This window comes from Foetidibacter luteolus (assembly GCF_009650435.1).
GTDB classification, from domain to species: Bacteria; Bacteroidota; Bacteroidia; order Chitinophagales; family Chitinophagaceae; genus Foetidibacter; species Foetidibacter luteolus.
Genome location: NZ_VVIP01000094.1, coordinates 88,065 through 102,664, shown reverse-complemented (window position 1 = coordinate 102,664; position 14,600 = coordinate 88,065). Strand labels below are relative to the sequence as shown.

Annotated in this window: 16 protein-coding genes; 2 read left to right on the top strand and 14 right to left on the bottom strand. The window is 44.9% G+C overall.

Annotation, left to right across the window (positions count from 1 at the left end; translation table 11 throughout):
- Nucleotides 1–135: 135 nt before the first annotated feature.
- A complete protein-coding gene (locus F0364_RS28120; protein WP_235921337.1) occupies nt 136–474 on the top strand; it encodes a DUF59 domain-containing protein in 339 nt (112 codons plus the stop codon).
- Between the two features lie 12 nt (nt 475–486).
- Nucleotides 487–966, top strand: coding sequence for an RrF2 family transcriptional regulator (locus tag F0364_RS28115; protein ID WP_153801154.1), 480 nt, complete (start codon nt 487–489; stop codon nt 964–966).
- Between the two features lie 2 nt (nt 967–968).
- On the opposite strand, the gene F0364_RS28110 is transcribed toward F0364_RS28115, so the two are convergent.
- The 14 genes from F0364_RS28110 to F0364_RS28045 form a co-directional block, all read right to left on the bottom strand.
- On the bottom strand, nt 969–2,393 hold the full coding sequence (locus F0364_RS28110) for an NADH-quinone oxidoreductase subunit N (protein ID WP_153801153.1): 1,425 nt from the start codon (nt 2,391–2,393) through the stop codon (nt 969–971).
- A 35-nt stretch (nt 2,394–2,428) separates the two neighbouring features.
- On the bottom strand, nt 2,429–3,859 hold the full coding sequence (locus tag F0364_RS28105) for a complex I subunit 4 family protein (RefSeq protein WP_153801152.1): 1,431 nt from the start codon (nt 3,857–3,859) through the stop codon (nt 2,429–2,431).
- Nucleotides 3,860–4,274: 415 nt separating this feature from the next.
- Nucleotides 4,275–6,185, bottom strand: coding sequence for an NADH-quinone oxidoreductase subunit L (nuoL, locus tag F0364_RS28100; RefSeq protein ID WP_153801151.1), 1,911 nt, complete (start codon nt 6,183–6,185; stop codon nt 4,275–4,277).
- Between the two features lie 53 nt (nt 6,186–6,238).
- On the bottom strand, nt 6,239–6,574 hold the full coding sequence (nuoK, locus tag F0364_RS28095) for an NADH-quinone oxidoreductase subunit NuoK (protein WP_153801150.1): 336 nt from the start codon (nt 6,572–6,574) through the stop codon (nt 6,239–6,241).
- Nucleotides 6,575–6,627: 53 nt separating this feature from the next.
- Nucleotides 6,628–7,131, bottom strand: coding sequence for an NADH-quinone oxidoreductase subunit J family protein (locus F0364_RS28090; RefSeq protein ID WP_153801149.1), 504 nt, complete (start codon nt 7,129–7,131; stop codon nt 6,628–6,630).
- Nucleotides 7,132–7,227: 96 nt separating this feature from the next.
- On the bottom strand, nt 7,228–7,761 hold the full coding sequence (gene nuoI / locus F0364_RS28085; protein ID WP_153801148.1) for an NADH-quinone oxidoreductase subunit NuoI: 534 nt from the start codon (nt 7,759–7,761) through the stop codon (nt 7,228–7,230).
- A 207-nt stretch (nt 7,762–7,968) separates the two neighbouring features.
- Nucleotides 7,969–9,018 (bottom strand): NADH-quinone oxidoreductase subunit NuoH, encoded by a 1,050-nt coding sequence (gene nuoH / locus F0364_RS28080; protein ID WP_153801147.1) that lies wholly within the window; start codon nt 9,016–9,018, stop codon nt 7,969–7,971.
- Between the two features lie 12 nt (nt 9,019–9,030).
- Nucleotides 9,031–10,146: an NADH-quinone oxidoreductase subunit G gene (locus F0364_RS28075; RefSeq protein WP_153801146.1), complete on the bottom strand. Its 1,116-nt coding sequence runs from the start codon at nt 10,144–10,146 to the stop codon at nt 9,031–9,033.
- A 162-nt stretch (nt 10,147–10,308) separates the two neighbouring features.
- The gene (gene nuoF, locus F0364_RS28070; RefSeq protein WP_153801145.1) at nt 10,309–11,661 is read right to left on the bottom strand and encodes an NADH-quinone oxidoreductase subunit NuoF; all 1,353 of its coding nucleotides are present in this window, start codon (nt 11,659–11,661) and stop codon (nt 10,309–10,311) included.
- Between the two features lie 63 nt (nt 11,662–11,724).
- Entirely contained in the window at nt 11,725–12,147 is a 423-nt protein-coding gene (locus F0364_RS28065) for a VOC family protein (protein WP_153801144.1), read from the bottom strand.
- A 22-nt stretch (nt 12,148–12,169) separates the two neighbouring features.
- Entirely contained in the window at nt 12,170–12,673 is a 504-nt protein-coding gene (locus F0364_RS28060; RefSeq protein ID WP_153801143.1) for an NADH-quinone oxidoreductase subunit NuoE family protein, read from the bottom strand.
- A gap of 3 nt (nt 12,674–12,676) precedes the next feature.
- Nucleotides 12,677–13,150: a hypothetical protein gene (locus F0364_RS28055; protein ID WP_207632924.1), complete on the bottom strand. Its 474-nt coding sequence runs from the start codon at nt 13,148–13,150 to the stop codon at nt 12,677–12,679.
- Nucleotides 13,131–13,346: a hypothetical protein gene (locus F0364_RS28050; RefSeq protein WP_153801142.1), complete on the bottom strand. Its 216-nt coding sequence runs from the start codon at nt 13,344–13,346 to the stop codon at nt 13,131–13,133. The genes F0364_RS28055 and F0364_RS28050 overlap by 20 nt, the downstream gene beginning before the upstream one ends.
- The gene (locus F0364_RS28045) at nt 13,346–14,572 is read right to left on the bottom strand and encodes an NADH-quinone oxidoreductase subunit D (RefSeq protein ID WP_153801141.1); all 1,227 of its coding nucleotides are present in this window, start codon (nt 14,570–14,572) and stop codon (nt 13,346–13,348) included. The genes F0364_RS28050 and F0364_RS28045 overlap by 1 nt, the downstream gene beginning before the upstream one ends.
- Between the last annotated feature and the right edge of the window lie 28 nt (nt 14,573–14,600).

Here is a 14,600-nt window from a genome sequence, read left to right as displayed (position 1 = left end):
CCGTTGCGTCGCACTCTTGTACTTCCGGTACACTATGCAGCAAAGCGGAGAATGTCATCCATTGTTCAATGTTCGCTTGTTGAATGTTCAATGTTTCGTTTAGACCTTTTTCACAGAAAACATTGAACATTAAACATGGAACAACAAAACAACAACATCATGGAAGGAACTGAAGAACTGAAACAGAAAGTAATTGAATGTTTACAAACAATATACGATCCCGAAATACCGGTAAACATTTATGAAATGGGATTGATATACGAAGTGGATATATTACCCATTAATAATGTACAGATTGTAATGACGCTTACAGCTCCAAGCTGCCCCGCCGCACAATCCCTACCTATAGAGGTTGATCAGAAGGTTCGGGAAATAGAAGGGATAAATGATGTGCATGTGTCCGTTACATGGACACCCGCCTGGAACAAAAGCATGATGTCTGAAGCCGCACAACTTGAATTAGGAATGCTCTAAACGCTGGAAGCAATGAAAATTACCGCACAGGAAGAATACGGTTTAAGGGTGCTGATACGTATTGCAGGCTGTAAGTCTGCAGAGGGGCTTACCATTGCACAGCTTAGCGAGGCAGAAGGCATTACCAGCCATTATGCGGCCAAAATTACCCGGCAACTGCGGCTGGCAGGTTTTATCAGGAGTACACCGGGAAATAAAGGTGGTTATGTACTGGCCCGCCCGGCAGACGAAATTGTTATTAACGAAGTATTGAAAGCATTGGGTGGCGCTTTATATGATAAAGCATTTTGTGAAATTCACGCAGGCAGCCTTAGGCTTTGTAACCATTCAGTTGACTGCTCCACCCGTTCTCTTTGGAAAATGATACAGTTTACTGTTGACCAGTTACTTAACCAGGTAACCCTGTTTCACCTGGTAAACCCTGAAAAAGAATCTGCAAGATTACTTGAACAAATACTGTTGAGCAGGCAGCAGCAGGAAGTACCGGCTTAATATTAAAAATAAAACCAGTTAAGCAGCGACTGGGGCAATACGCCAAACAATACAATAATCGCAGCAAGTATCACCAACCCGGTTTTAAATCCGGTGGAAACTTCCTCCGTTTCGGATTCACCATCTTTAAAATACATGGCCTGTATAACCCGGAAGTAATAGTACACGCTAACCGCAGCAAATAGTACCCCCACAATTACCAGCCACAAATAAGAGCCGGTTTTAACAACGGAAGCCAGCATGTAATACTTGGCAAAAAAGCCGGCTGTTAAAGGTATGCCCGCCAGCGACAATAGAAATATAGTATTGGCAGCAGCCAGAACAGGCTGGGTTTTGCCCAAACCATTGTAGCCTTCAAACGTGTAATCTTTCATTTTTACCAATATGGCAAATATGCCAATGGTAGCCAGGCTATACGCGGCTGCATAAAGAATGAGGCCTTCTTTCGCCAGATCGTTTAGACTAAACAAGGCAAACAGCATAAAACCAGCCTGGGCAATACTGGAATAAGCCAACATACGCTTTACGCTTTGCTGAAAGACAGCAGTTATATTACCCACCAGCAAAGTAGCTACAATGATAAAAGCGAACAGCATCTTCCAGTCAACACCAGTGTAAGCATTCACATCTACACTGCTGCCACCTGCCCGGGCATCGAACAGTTTAATGAAAGCTATAAAGCCAGCCGCCTTTACAATGGTTGCCATAAAAGATGTAAACACACTGGGGGCGCCATCGTAAACGTCCGGCGTCCAGAAATGAAAAGGCGCCGCGGAAACCTTAAACCCTATGGAAACAAGCATCAAAATCAAGCCGACAGATTCCAGGAGGAAGGGGCCACCTGCAGCAGGCGACGTTCCACCCATTGCTTTGGACAATTGTATGCCGTTTAAAGCAAAACTACCCGTTGCGCCATAAATAAGCGTAATACCCATCAGCATAAGGCCGGTAGAAAAAGAGCCCATCAAAAAGTACTTCAATGCAGCTTCGTTACCTTTTAAATTGCGTTTATCCGCACCGGTAAGTATGTACAATGGTATAGACATGATTTCTATACCCAAAAACAGCATTAGCAGGTTATTATAGCATCCCAAAACACATATACCACACAGCACAAAAAATATCAGCACAAAGTATTCAGCCGTATATTTTCCAATTTTTTCCATACTGCGGCCGGTAAGTACCACATAAATGAATGTGGCAGCAATGGCGATGCTGTTAAACAGAAAGCCAAACCTGTCAAAGCGCAGCATGCCCTTAACGTCAATATGAAAAAAGTGATGCCCGTACGTATCCGCAATGTTAGCACCCAGCAATACCAGCAGCAAAACCGCTGCAATATGCCGGTAAGCGCCTTTATTGTTAATAAATACGCTGCTGAACATCATAATAACACCGCTTATGGCGGCAATAATAATCGCATTCATATTTCGCTAAAGCTATTCTTTAAATTACCAAACGCTTACTTCAGTTTCGCAAGCACTATCTCAACAGTATCATTGGTCAGTTTCAAAATTGGCTCGGGGTACACACCAAAAACAAGTATTACAACTGTTAAAATGGCGAGTACCAGTTTTACATTACCATCTGCATCCCTGGCATTTTCTGTAAGCGGCGTGGTGTTACCATAAAATATCCGCTGAACCATGTTTAAAGTGTAAACCGCCGCCAGTATAATGCTGATACCTGCGATAGCCGCCATCCATGCATTGTACCTGAACAGTCCATTAAACATCAGGAACTCTCCCACAAACGCGTTGGTAAGCGGCAGGGCTACATTGGCCAGCGCCATTATTACCAGCAGAATAGCTAACCCTGGGGCCTTTTGTGCAAGCCCGCCCAATTCGCTGAATTTTCGTGTGCCCAATTGCTGTTCAATGGCATCCGCCACAATCCATAAGCCTATTACATTAACACCGTGATTGAACATCTGCACCATTACACCCTGCAGGCCAACTTTTTGGTCAGCGAAAATGGCGGCACACATCAGGCCGATATGCGCAATGGAGGAATAAGCAACCAGGCGTTTTACATCATCCTGCCTGATGGCAATAAGCGATGCGTACAGCATGCCGATAACGGACAATATAATAATAAGGTTATCAAACTTGCCCACCGCTTCCGGAAATACCGGCACCAGCCAGCGGATAACCGCGAATATGCCCATCTTTACCATTACACCGCTCAATATCATCGTTACGGCTGTAGGTGACTGCTCGTAAGTATCCGGTTGCCAGGTATGAAAAGGAAAAATGGGCATTTTTATGGCGAACGCTATAAAGAACAACCAGAAAACAAAATTTTGAGGCCCCGCTGCAAGTTTTACGTTATAAATATCCTGCAAGGCAAAAGAACTGCCCGCCGTATGAAAATACAGGTACAGTATGCCAACCAGCATTAGCAACGAGCCAATGAATGTGTAGATAAAGAATTTAAAAGTAACCTGTATACGTTTCTCACCTCCCCACTTGCTGCAAAGAAAATAAGCGGGTATCAGGGCCAATTCCCAAAAGAAATAGAACAACAATAAATCTGATGCCAGGAATACGCCGGTAAGGCCAGCCTGCATCAGCAGCATTAAACCGTAAAAACTGTTGGGTTTAGCATATTCGTTCTTCCAGGTTGCGGCAAACACCAGGGGAAAAGCAATAGCGGTTAACAAAGCCAGCATCTTGCTCATGCCATCCAGGGTTAGGCTGAAACTGCTGCCGAGCGTTGGTAACCAGGTGGCGTTGTAATTAACAGCGCCTTTGCTGTACACACCGGCCAGTGCAACAGCCAGCGAAGCAATAGCCGCCACAAGGCTCCAGCCTTTAACAGCGTTGCCAGCTTTGATAAAAAAAGCGATTATTCCCGCTACAAATGGAACAACTATTAATAAAAGAGGTATCATAAGCCCCCGTCCCCTTAAGGAGTGTTGTTGTGCTCTTAAACTGTCAAGGAGTTTAAGAACCTGTGAAAAAATATTTATTCAATAGTGTAACCAGCGCCCATACAAAGGGTCTTTGTTAACTGATTGATTATTTTCCTTTTACAATGAACTTTTTTATGAGCCCGGCAGCACAATTACTATGTGGCATCGTTGCGTCGCACTCTTGTACTGCGGCAATTCGATTCATCAATTGCTGTAGTAGCCTGCCCTGAGCAAACGAAGGGTTTTGTTCTCTATTCAGCAAAGCCCCTGTATGTGCCTGTTACGTTGCGTCACCCCCGCGCCAGGGATTGCAGCGGATACCCCGGTGAGGGTCCTGTGCGTTAGCTACTGTGCCGGAGTAGCAGCGGAAAGCCCGGTGCCTTCGGCAGGCGCCCTAAAATATTTTATTCAGGAACTGGGTAATCATGGCCTGATTCCAAAACAAAAGAAACAGTACCACGATAGACAACACCATAAACAAAATGTAACCGCCCACCTGGCCACTCTGCAATAACCTTAACTGGCGTGCAGAATACTTTACAAAACGGCCAACGCCATTTACCGCACCATCTATGCCTGATTTTTCCACCACGTTCTTTAACACACCGGCCAGTGCGCCCAACGGCTTAACTATAATATTGTTATACAATTCATCTATATACCATTTATCAGCCAGCACTTTGCCAAAACCGGCAGGCTCGCCCAGCTCGGGCTTTTTGCTGTATTTGCTAACTGCAATAAATATGGCAACAGCGGCAACAGCTACTGATATACCCATGAGAGCGTACTCGGTAGAATGACTGATTTCGTGATGAGTTTCAGTAGTAAGTACCGGCGCCAGGAAAGCATGCAGTTCATGATGGCCACCCAGCACTTCAGGTACGCCCACCATACCGCCGATAACACTTAATACCGCAAGTATTATCAAAGGGATAGTCATGGCTTTGGGACTTTCGTGCAGGTGGTGTTCCTGCTCATGCGTGCCGCGAAACTGCCCCAGGAAGGTGGTAGCATACAACCGGAACATGTAGAAAGCCGTCATAGCAGCGCCGATTACACCCAGCACCCAGTAAACAGGGCTGTGTGCATACGCCGCGGCAAGAATTTCGTCTTTGGAAAAGAAACCGCTGAACGGAGGGATACCGGAGATAGCTATACAGGCCAGGAGGAAAGTCCAGTGCGTAGCAGGCAGGTGTTTTTTGAGCCCGCCCATGTTGCGGATATCCTGCTCGTGGTGCATGGCATGAATAACGGAACCAGCGCCGAGGAACAAGAGCGCTTTGAAGAAGGCATGCGTCATTACATGAAACACAGCGCCGGTATAAGCGCCCACACCCAGGCCCAGGAACATGTAACCCAACTGGCTTACGGTAGAGTAGGCCAGCACTTTTTTAATATCGTTTTGCTTGATGGCAATGGTAGCAGATAATAAAGCCGTGGCGATACCCACAATGGCAACCAGGTGCTGCGCCACTTCGCTGAGCGAGTACAACGCATTGCTTCGGGCAACCATATAGATACCGGCGGTAACCATGGTGGCGGCATGTATCAAGGCAGATACCGGCGTGGGGCCGGCCATAGCGTCGGGCAACCAGGTGTACAAAGGTATCTGGGCACTTTTACCCATAGCGCCTACAAAAAGTAAAACTGTTATACCTGTAATATCAGTGGGCGTTAACCGTGATACTTGCGGAAAAACTTCGTTAAAAGAAACCGTTCCCAGTTTTGATAACAACCAGAAAACTGCCAGCAGGAAGCCAAGGTCGCCAATGCGGTTCATGATGAAGGCCTTCTTGGCAGCGTAGTTGTAATCGTTGTTTTTAAACCAGTAACCGATGAGCAGGTAAGAACAGAGGCCCACGCCCTCCCAACCGATGAACATAATTACATAGTTGGCCCCCATAACAAGCAACAGCATGGAAAACACGAAAAGGTTGAGGTAAGCGAAATAGCGGCCGACATGTTGTTCGGGTTCTTCGTGCATGTAAGCTGCTGAATAAACATGTATCAGGAAACCTACACCGGTTATAATCAACAGAAAGAGGGAAGAAAGTTGGTCAACCTGGAAAGCGAAATCTATTTTAAAAGTATCCGCATTAATGAAAGTGAAAAGTGGCTCTACAGGTATGGCCGCGCCGCTGCCTTTTACCTGGAAAAATAATACCAGGCTTACCACGAAAGATGCTAAGATGGCCGCGCTGCCAATAAAGCCGATAATGCCTTTTGACAATGATTTTCGTAAAAGCCCGTTAATCAAAAAACCAGCTAACGGAAACAATGGTACCAGGTAAACCAGTTTATTCATATATCAGTTGGTATAGCGCCGGAAGCATGGGTTAACATGCTTAAGCGGCAATCCTAATTTTTAAGCCTGTTTAAAAAGTTTACATCCACAGAGTGAACATTGCGGTACATCATTACAATGATTGCCAAGCCCACACTTACTTCCGCCGCTGCCACCACCATTATAAAGAATACAAACAACTGCCCTTCCGTACCGGCAGTGGTAACAGCACCGGCTGCAGCGGCTTTTGCATAATGCATTTTTGAAAAAGCAACCAGCAACAGGTTTACGGCGTTAAGCATTAACTCTATACACATAAACACGATGATGGCGTTTCTGCGGGTGAGCACCCCCACCACGCCAATACAAAATAAAGCCGAAGCCAGTGCTATATAATATTGAATAGGCATAGCCTGAAAATATTTTAAATGTATTACAATGCTCTTCTGATGAAAGAAAGAGCCTAATCTTTTTTACCGATAACAACAGCGCCCACCATAGCACTTAAGAACAAGATGCTGGCAATTTCAAACGGTATCACATAATCGCTAAACAGCACTTTACCCAGGTTTTTAATAAGGCCAACATCACCTTCTTTAAGTTGTGCGGTTTTATTTTTTAAATCAATAGATGAAACGATAAACGAAATGAAGAAAGAAAGCAGCAGGCCACCGGTAGCCACTCCAAAAAACTTCATCCAGATGCTCTTTTGCGGCTCGGTTTCGGCATTTAGGTTCATGAGCATTATCACAAACAGGAAGAGTACCATAATTGCCCCTGCATAAACAATCAGGTTAACAATGGCGAGAAATTGCGCATTGAGCAAAATATAATGTCCGGAAATGGCAAAGAACACCACGATTAGCCAGAGTACGCTGTGGACAGGATTTTTACTTACCAGCACCATGATAGCGCCAAGCAGCGCCAGGGCAGTTAGAAACCAGAATAGTATTTGAGTAGTACCCATAATTAATTAGCCAGTTTGCTGATTTGCCAATGTTGCCAATTAGTGCCGCAGTTTTACAGGCACATTGGCTTGTCAGCCCATTATCTCAATGATTACTTAGTTAGTCCCTTTTGCTTTTGCTAAATCTGCCGCTTCAGTTTTTGGATCCGGTATTAATAAATCTTTCTTGCCATAGATGAAACCTTTTCTCGCAAAATTAGAAGGCGCAAATGTTTCACTAAGGTAAATGGCATCTTTGGGGCAAGCCTCTTCGCACAATCCGCAAAAAATACAGCGCAGCATATTTATCTCGTATTTCGCAGCATATTTCTCCTCACGGTACAGGTTCTCTTCGCCTTGTTTGCGTTCTGCCGCTTCCATGGTAATGGCTTCTGCAGGGCAGGCAACAGCACAAAGCCCGCAGGCGGTGCAGCGTTCACGGCCTTCTTCATCCCTGTTAAGTACATGCAGGCCACGGAATACCGGGCTAAAGGGCCTTGTTTCGTCAGGATATCTTACGGTAGGCGCTTTCTTAAACATGTGGCTGAAAGTAATAGACATGCCCTTGAGCACTGCAGGCAGGTACATACGCTCCATGAAGTTCATGGGCCTTCTGTCAACCGGTTTTGCTCTGTTTGTTAATGACTGCATACTGTTATCCCGCAATATTTATAAGTTCAGTAATAAAATCCCTCTTCACTTATCCCGCAAAAGTATTTTTATTGGTTATACCGTCCAATTTTAAAATCGCCCAAAAACTTTGATACCGGCTATTGTTTTCCATGGCATCTTCGTTGCGTCGCAATCCGTTCATCGTTCGGTTCTTTGGGCGACGTTTAAGCGTAGTGTTTCACTCTCCTACCCTTGACGCAACAATACTACCACAGCAGTTATAACCATATTCACCAACGCCAGCGGTATCAGTTTCTTCCAGCCTATATCCATCAATTGGTCATAGCGAAAACGTGGCAAAGTCCAGCGTATCCACATAAACACAAATATGAAAAAGAACGTTTTTGCCAGCAGAGCTGCAATACCTATCAGAGCTGCAATGTTGGGGTTTAATGTGCTTTCATCCAGGAAAGGCACATCGTAACCGCCAAAGAACAGCGTAGCCATAATAGCGCTGCTGATAAACATGTTGATGTACTCTGCGAACAGGTAAAAGCCCAGCTTCATGGAAGAATATTCCTGGTGGTAACCCATGTTTAGCTCACTTTCGGCTTCCGGTAAGTCGAAAGGAGCACGGTTACACTCGGCCAAAGCGCACACAAAAAATATAAAAAAGCCCAATGGCTGGTAAGCTATATTCCATAAATTACCGTGTGACATTTGCTGCTCTACAATAGTTTTAAGGCTCAAAGAACCTGTTAACATCAATAATGCAATCAGGGAAAGCCCCATCGCCAGTTCATAACTGATTACCTGGGATGCGCCACGCAACGCGGCCATCAGTGAAAATTTGTTATTGGATGACCAGCCACCAATCATAATCCCGTATACACCAAAGCTAACTACACCGAAAATGTACAGCATTCCTATGTTAACGTCTGCAATCTGCAGCGCAATTTCTCTTCCACCTAAGTCTATTTTGCTGCCCCAGGGTATCACCGCGCTGGTCATCATGGCTGTAAGCATTGCCATACAAGGGCCAAGGATAAACAACCATTTATTAGCGGCATTAGGAATAATCTCCTCCTTGAAAAACAATTTTCCACCATCAGCCAATGGCTGAAGTATTCCAAACGGGCCTGCACGGTCAGGACCTATCCTGTCCTGCATCCAGGCCGCTACTTTACGTTCAAAATAGGTGGCATACATAGCTATAAGCAAAGAAGCCGATATGATTACCGCAATCAAAACCAGTTTCTCAACAAGGTAAAGCCAGTCAAAAGCAAGTAGAGTCATTATAAGAAAGTATTAATCTTTATTGTTTACTTCAAAATCATCCGAATGCGCCGGGCCTTCAATTAAACTTAATTGTATCTCCGGCTTATTTACTTCGCTTACACTATGTATGTCCATAAACAACCTCGGCTGCCGGCCGTCCATTACATTTTCAAAAGTCTCTCCAGGTTTTTGAACACCTACATAATGATTGGCAGAAATAACAGATTGCCTGTTTACTTTACTTGGCCCTTCAATTACCCAGTCGCTTACCTGTTTTTTTTCAAAGCGGCATTCGTTACAAATCCAGCCGGGCTTACCTTGTGTGGTATCTTTTATCTCGCCCCATTCATCTTTTCTTGCTGTTATGCGAAATACCTCATCTCCACGCATCCACAGTTGTACTTCGCCGCTGCATTTTGGGCAATCGCGGTGCGCATCTACCGGTTTGGTAAACCACACACGGTTTTTAAAGCGGAAGGTTTTATCGGTTAGAGCGCCAACCGGACAAACGTCAATTACGTTGCCAATAAAGTCGTTCTGTAAATTCTTTTCTATAAATGTAGCAATCTGCGCATGGTCGCCACGGTCTAATACGCCATGTTCTCTTTTAGCAGTAAGTTGGTCTGCCGTAAACACGCAACGATAGCAAAGGATACACCGTGTCATGTGCAGTTGGATGTACTCACCCAGGTCGTGTTTGTGGAAGGTGCGGCGCTGGAATTCGTAGCGGGTACCGGCTTTGCCGTGTTCATAGCTTAAATCCTGCAGGTGGCATTCGCCGGCCTGGTCGCAGATGGGGCAATCCAGGGGATGATTGAGCAACAAAAATTCCACCACACCGGCCCTTGCGTCCAAAACTTTAGGGCTGGTGATGTTTTTTACTTCCATGCCATCCATTACCGTAGTTCTGCAGCTTGCCACCAGCTTGGGCATTGGGCGGGGGTCTTTTTCAGAACCCTTGCTTACTTCTACCAAACAGGTACGGCATTTACCGCCACTGCCCTGCAACTTGCTATAATAGCACATAGCAGGAGGCGCCACATCGCCGCCGATTTTACGGGCAGCATTTAAGATAGTGGTTCCGGCAGGAACCTCTACCGTAATGTTGTCTATGGTTACTTTGAATAATGGTGCTCCTTCTGCCATTGCTCCGCGTATGTTTAATGATGTTGAACTTAACCTGTTATTATTTTATAAACCTGCTGCACCTTGCTGAGTAATGTTATAACCGTACAAGAGTGCGACGCAAGTAAAGCCTTATAGTAGCAATATCGCCGGGAAAAAAATCGTCATAAATAGCGAAGCTATTTACGCCGCTACTATCTCCCTTGCGTCTGCGTAATGCGCCAGGCCATAATTCCGTCTCTGGCTTTCTTCAGGGTTTAGCACATGCCACTCAAACTCATCCCTGAAATGCCTGATGGCCGCGGCCACCGGCCAGGCAGCCGCATCGCCCAACGGACAAATGGTATTGCCTTCTATCTTGCGCTGTATATCCCACAACAAATCTATATCGCTCATTTTGCCTTTGCCGTATTCGATGTTCTTGAGGATTTTTTCCATCCAGCCGGTTCCTTCGCGGCACGGTGAACATTGGCCGCAGCTTTCGTGGCGGTAAAACCTTGCCAGCGTTAGGGTATTGCGCACCACACACTGGTCTTCATCCAGCACAATAAAGCCACCGCTACCCATCATGCTGCCTGTTGCAAAACCACCATCGCTAAGACTTTCATAGTTCATGTAACGGGTTTCGCCTTTGGCCGTTTTCAGTAACAGGTTAGCGGGAAGAATAGGCACGGAAGAACCGCCGGGAATACATGCTTTTAGTTTTTTTCCGTTGGGAATACCGCCACAATATTCATCGCTGTAGATAAATTCTTCCACAGAAATGGTCATGTCTATCTCGTAAACACCGGGCTTGTTGATATTACCACAGGCCGAAATGAGCTTGGTACCTGTTGAGCGGCCAACGCCAATTTTGGCGTACTCATCGCCGCCCATATTGATAATGGGCACTACAGCAGCGAGTGTTTCTACGTTATTAACCACGGTAGGCCTGTCCCACACGCCTTTAACCGCCGGGAAAGGGGGCTTGATGCGGGGGTTACCGCGCTTGCCTTCCAGGGATTCTATCAAAGCGGTTTCTTCACCACAGATATAAGCGCCGGCGCCACGCTGTACATAAATCTCACAATCAAAGCCGGTGCCCAGGATATTTTTGCCCAGCCATCCATTGGCTTTGGCTTCATCAATAGCATGTTCAAGTATATCCGGTATCCAGGCGTATTCGCCACGGATGTATATGTAAGTGGCGTTGCTGCCTAAGGCAAAAGAAGAAACAATTAAACCCTCGATAAGCAGGTGCGGCAAAAACTCCATAAGGTACCTGTCTTTAAAAGTACCGGGCTCGCTTTCATCTGCATTACAAACCAGGTGACGGGGAACACCTTCCGGCTTGGCGATAAAACTCCACTTCATACCAGCCGGAAAGCCCGCGCCACCACGGCCACGCAGGCCGCTCTTCTTCACTTCTTCCACAATGGCTTCGGGTGTCATCTTCAATGCCTTCTCCACACTACGGTAGCCGCCGGTTCTGCGGTACGCTTCGTAGTAACGAATGCCTTCTACATGTGCGTTTTCTAATAATAGTTTTACTGCCATATTAACCCCTGTCCCCTAAAGGGGGATTTTTATGTTTGATTCTTTTATTTAGCTTCTTCATTATTATGCCTGGGAAGTTGCCGGTTTCAACTCATGATTAAACATCCAGCTAACGCCAAATTTGTCTATCAGCATGCCGAACCTTGCACCCCAGAAAGTATCCTGCAATTCCATACTCACGGTCCCTCCCTCACTCATTTTTTCAAAAACTTCATTTATTCTTTCAATACTTTCCACCTCTACACTTAACTGCACATTTCCACCTATCGGCATCGGTTGCCCTTTCATGCCGTCTGATATCATTACCAGGTTTCCATCAAAAACCAGCCTCGAATGCATTATCTTGTTTTTATAATCTTCATCCGTTGGCATGGGGCTGTCACCGTACCTGCTCAACATTACTATTTCTCCACCCAATGCTGTTTTGTAAAAATTCAGCACTTCTTCAGCGTTTCCATTAAAAATCAAGTAGGGATTCAGTTTCATATAGCAAGGTTTATCAGTTTGCTTAGTTATTCACAGCCGCATTGTTCCTGCACTCTTCAATAATCGCATCCACTTTTTCTTTGGTTAAGTGCTCACGGTAATGCTTGCCCAGTTGCATCATAGGTGCATAGCCACATGCGCCCAGGCATTCTACCGTTTTTAAAGTAAACATGCCATCTTCTGTTGTTTGACCTGGCTTGATATTCAGTTTCTCACCAATGTAGGCGATGATGTCATCGCTGCCACGCAACATGCAGGGGCCAGTTTGACAAACCTCGAACAAGTATTTGCCTACAGGCTGCAGGTTGTACATACTGTAAAAAGTAGCCACTTCATAAACTTCAATCGGTTCTATCCTTAATAACTCAGCTACATAGTCCATACTTTCAGCACTTAGCCAGCCGCCAAAGCTTTCCTGTGCCAGGTGCAATACCGGCAACAAAGCGCTTTTCTGCTTTCCTTCCGGGTAGCGGGCTACCAGCCTGTTGAACTCTGTTAATTGTTTTTCGTTAAACTGAACACTCATTTTTTATTTGGGCTTATTCCTGTTTTTCAATTTTTTTACATCAGCAATATCCTGCTGTCTGCCTGCTTTTTCTTTTACCACCAAAAGCTCATGGTAACCGATAAAATTGACAGCGATATTTAGCATATTCACCACCTTTTTATTTTCCCAGGCTTTATCAAAGCTAACTCCATCCAAATCATTGATTATGTCGATTCTTAAGGGAGTATAGCCTAACTGAGTTATGCCATGCTCTTTTAAAAAATCAGCTTTTGTTAGTTTGAGTGATGCAAAACCAAAATCATCAATTACTTTAACCATTTTAACAGCGTTCTCATCACTCATTTCAATACAAACATCCATATCTTTCGTCGTACGAGGATAACCATGTATACTAACTGCATAACCACCAATCAAAAGATATCGGACATCATACTTATTGCATAGCTTAATAAAATCCAAAAAATCCTCTTCCAGATTAATCAGTTTCTTCTTCATACAAGCTGCGTTTCGTAACAACTTTTTGAATGCGTTGCTTTACATTCTTGCTCCCGAATACCATCATGCGCAAACTTATTAGTTCTCTTAATCTTTCTTCTTCTGTAGCATTTGCCCAAAAAATATCATCCGCTTCTTCTGCTTCCTTAAAAGAAGTTCTTGTGACAACAGCTTGTATTTTTCTTTGCCTTTCCATTATGCATCCATCTCTCCGGCTATCAAATTCAAACTACTTAATGTAATAATCGCATCGCTTAGCATGGCGCCTTTGGTAATCTCAGCATAAGCCTGGTAATAGATAAAACAAGGTCTGCGGAAATGCAGGCGATAAGGTGAACGCCCACCATCGCTTATTAAATAAAACCCAAGCTCCCCGTTGCCCCCTTCCACAGATTGATATACTTCACCGGCAGGCATAGCTGTTTCGCCCATTATAATTTTAAAGTGCCATATCAAGGCTTCCATCTTGGTATATACATCTTTCTTTTCAGGAAGATAGTACTCAGGTATATCCGCATGGTATACTTCAGCCTCGGCGCCTTTAAACTGCTCCAACTTTTGCTTGGCCTGTTCAATAATACTTAGTGACTGCCACATTTCCTGGTTGCGCACCAGGAACCTGTCGTAGCAATCTCCTGTAGTTCCCACCGGAACTGTAAAATCAAAATCTTCGTAACTGCTATAGGGAGAATGTACACGAACATCATAATCCACACCGGCTGCACGCAGGTTGGGGCCAGTAAAGCCATAATTTAAAGCCCTTTCTGCACTTATTGGGCCTGCGCCGATGGTGCGCTCCATAAATATCCTGTTGCGTGTTAACAGGTTTTCAAATTCCTTAAGAACGCCGGGATATTCAGCAAGAAACTTATCCAGCTTAGTCCACGCTGTATTGGTGAAATTTCTCTCAAAACCGCCGATGCGGCCAATATTGGTTGTTAAACGTGAGCCGCATATCTCTTCATAAATTTCATAGATCAGCTCACGATACTGCATCACATACAAGAATACACTCAAAGCGCCGGAGTCCACACCTACCACCGAATTACAAATAAGGTGGTCGGCAATGCGTGCAAGCTCCATAATAATCACACGCATATAATCCACACGCTTGGGCGTTTTTACTTTCAGCAATTTTTCGCAGGTAAGGTGCCAACCCATGTTGTTGATGGGGCTTGAGCAATAATTCAACCTGTCTGTAAGCGGTGTAATCTGGTATAAGGGCCTGCGTTCTGCAATCTTTTCAAAAGCGCGGTGAATATAACCGACAGTTTGCTCGGACGAAACAATACGTTCCCCATCCATCTCTACAATATTCTGAAACACTCCATGTGTAGCAGGATGCGTTGGCCCAAGGTTAAGCGTGGTAGTTTGCTTCTCTATCGAGCCATCCGGCAGTTTTATATGTTTTACATCAGACATTTGGAACATCTATTTTATGTAGCCAGCG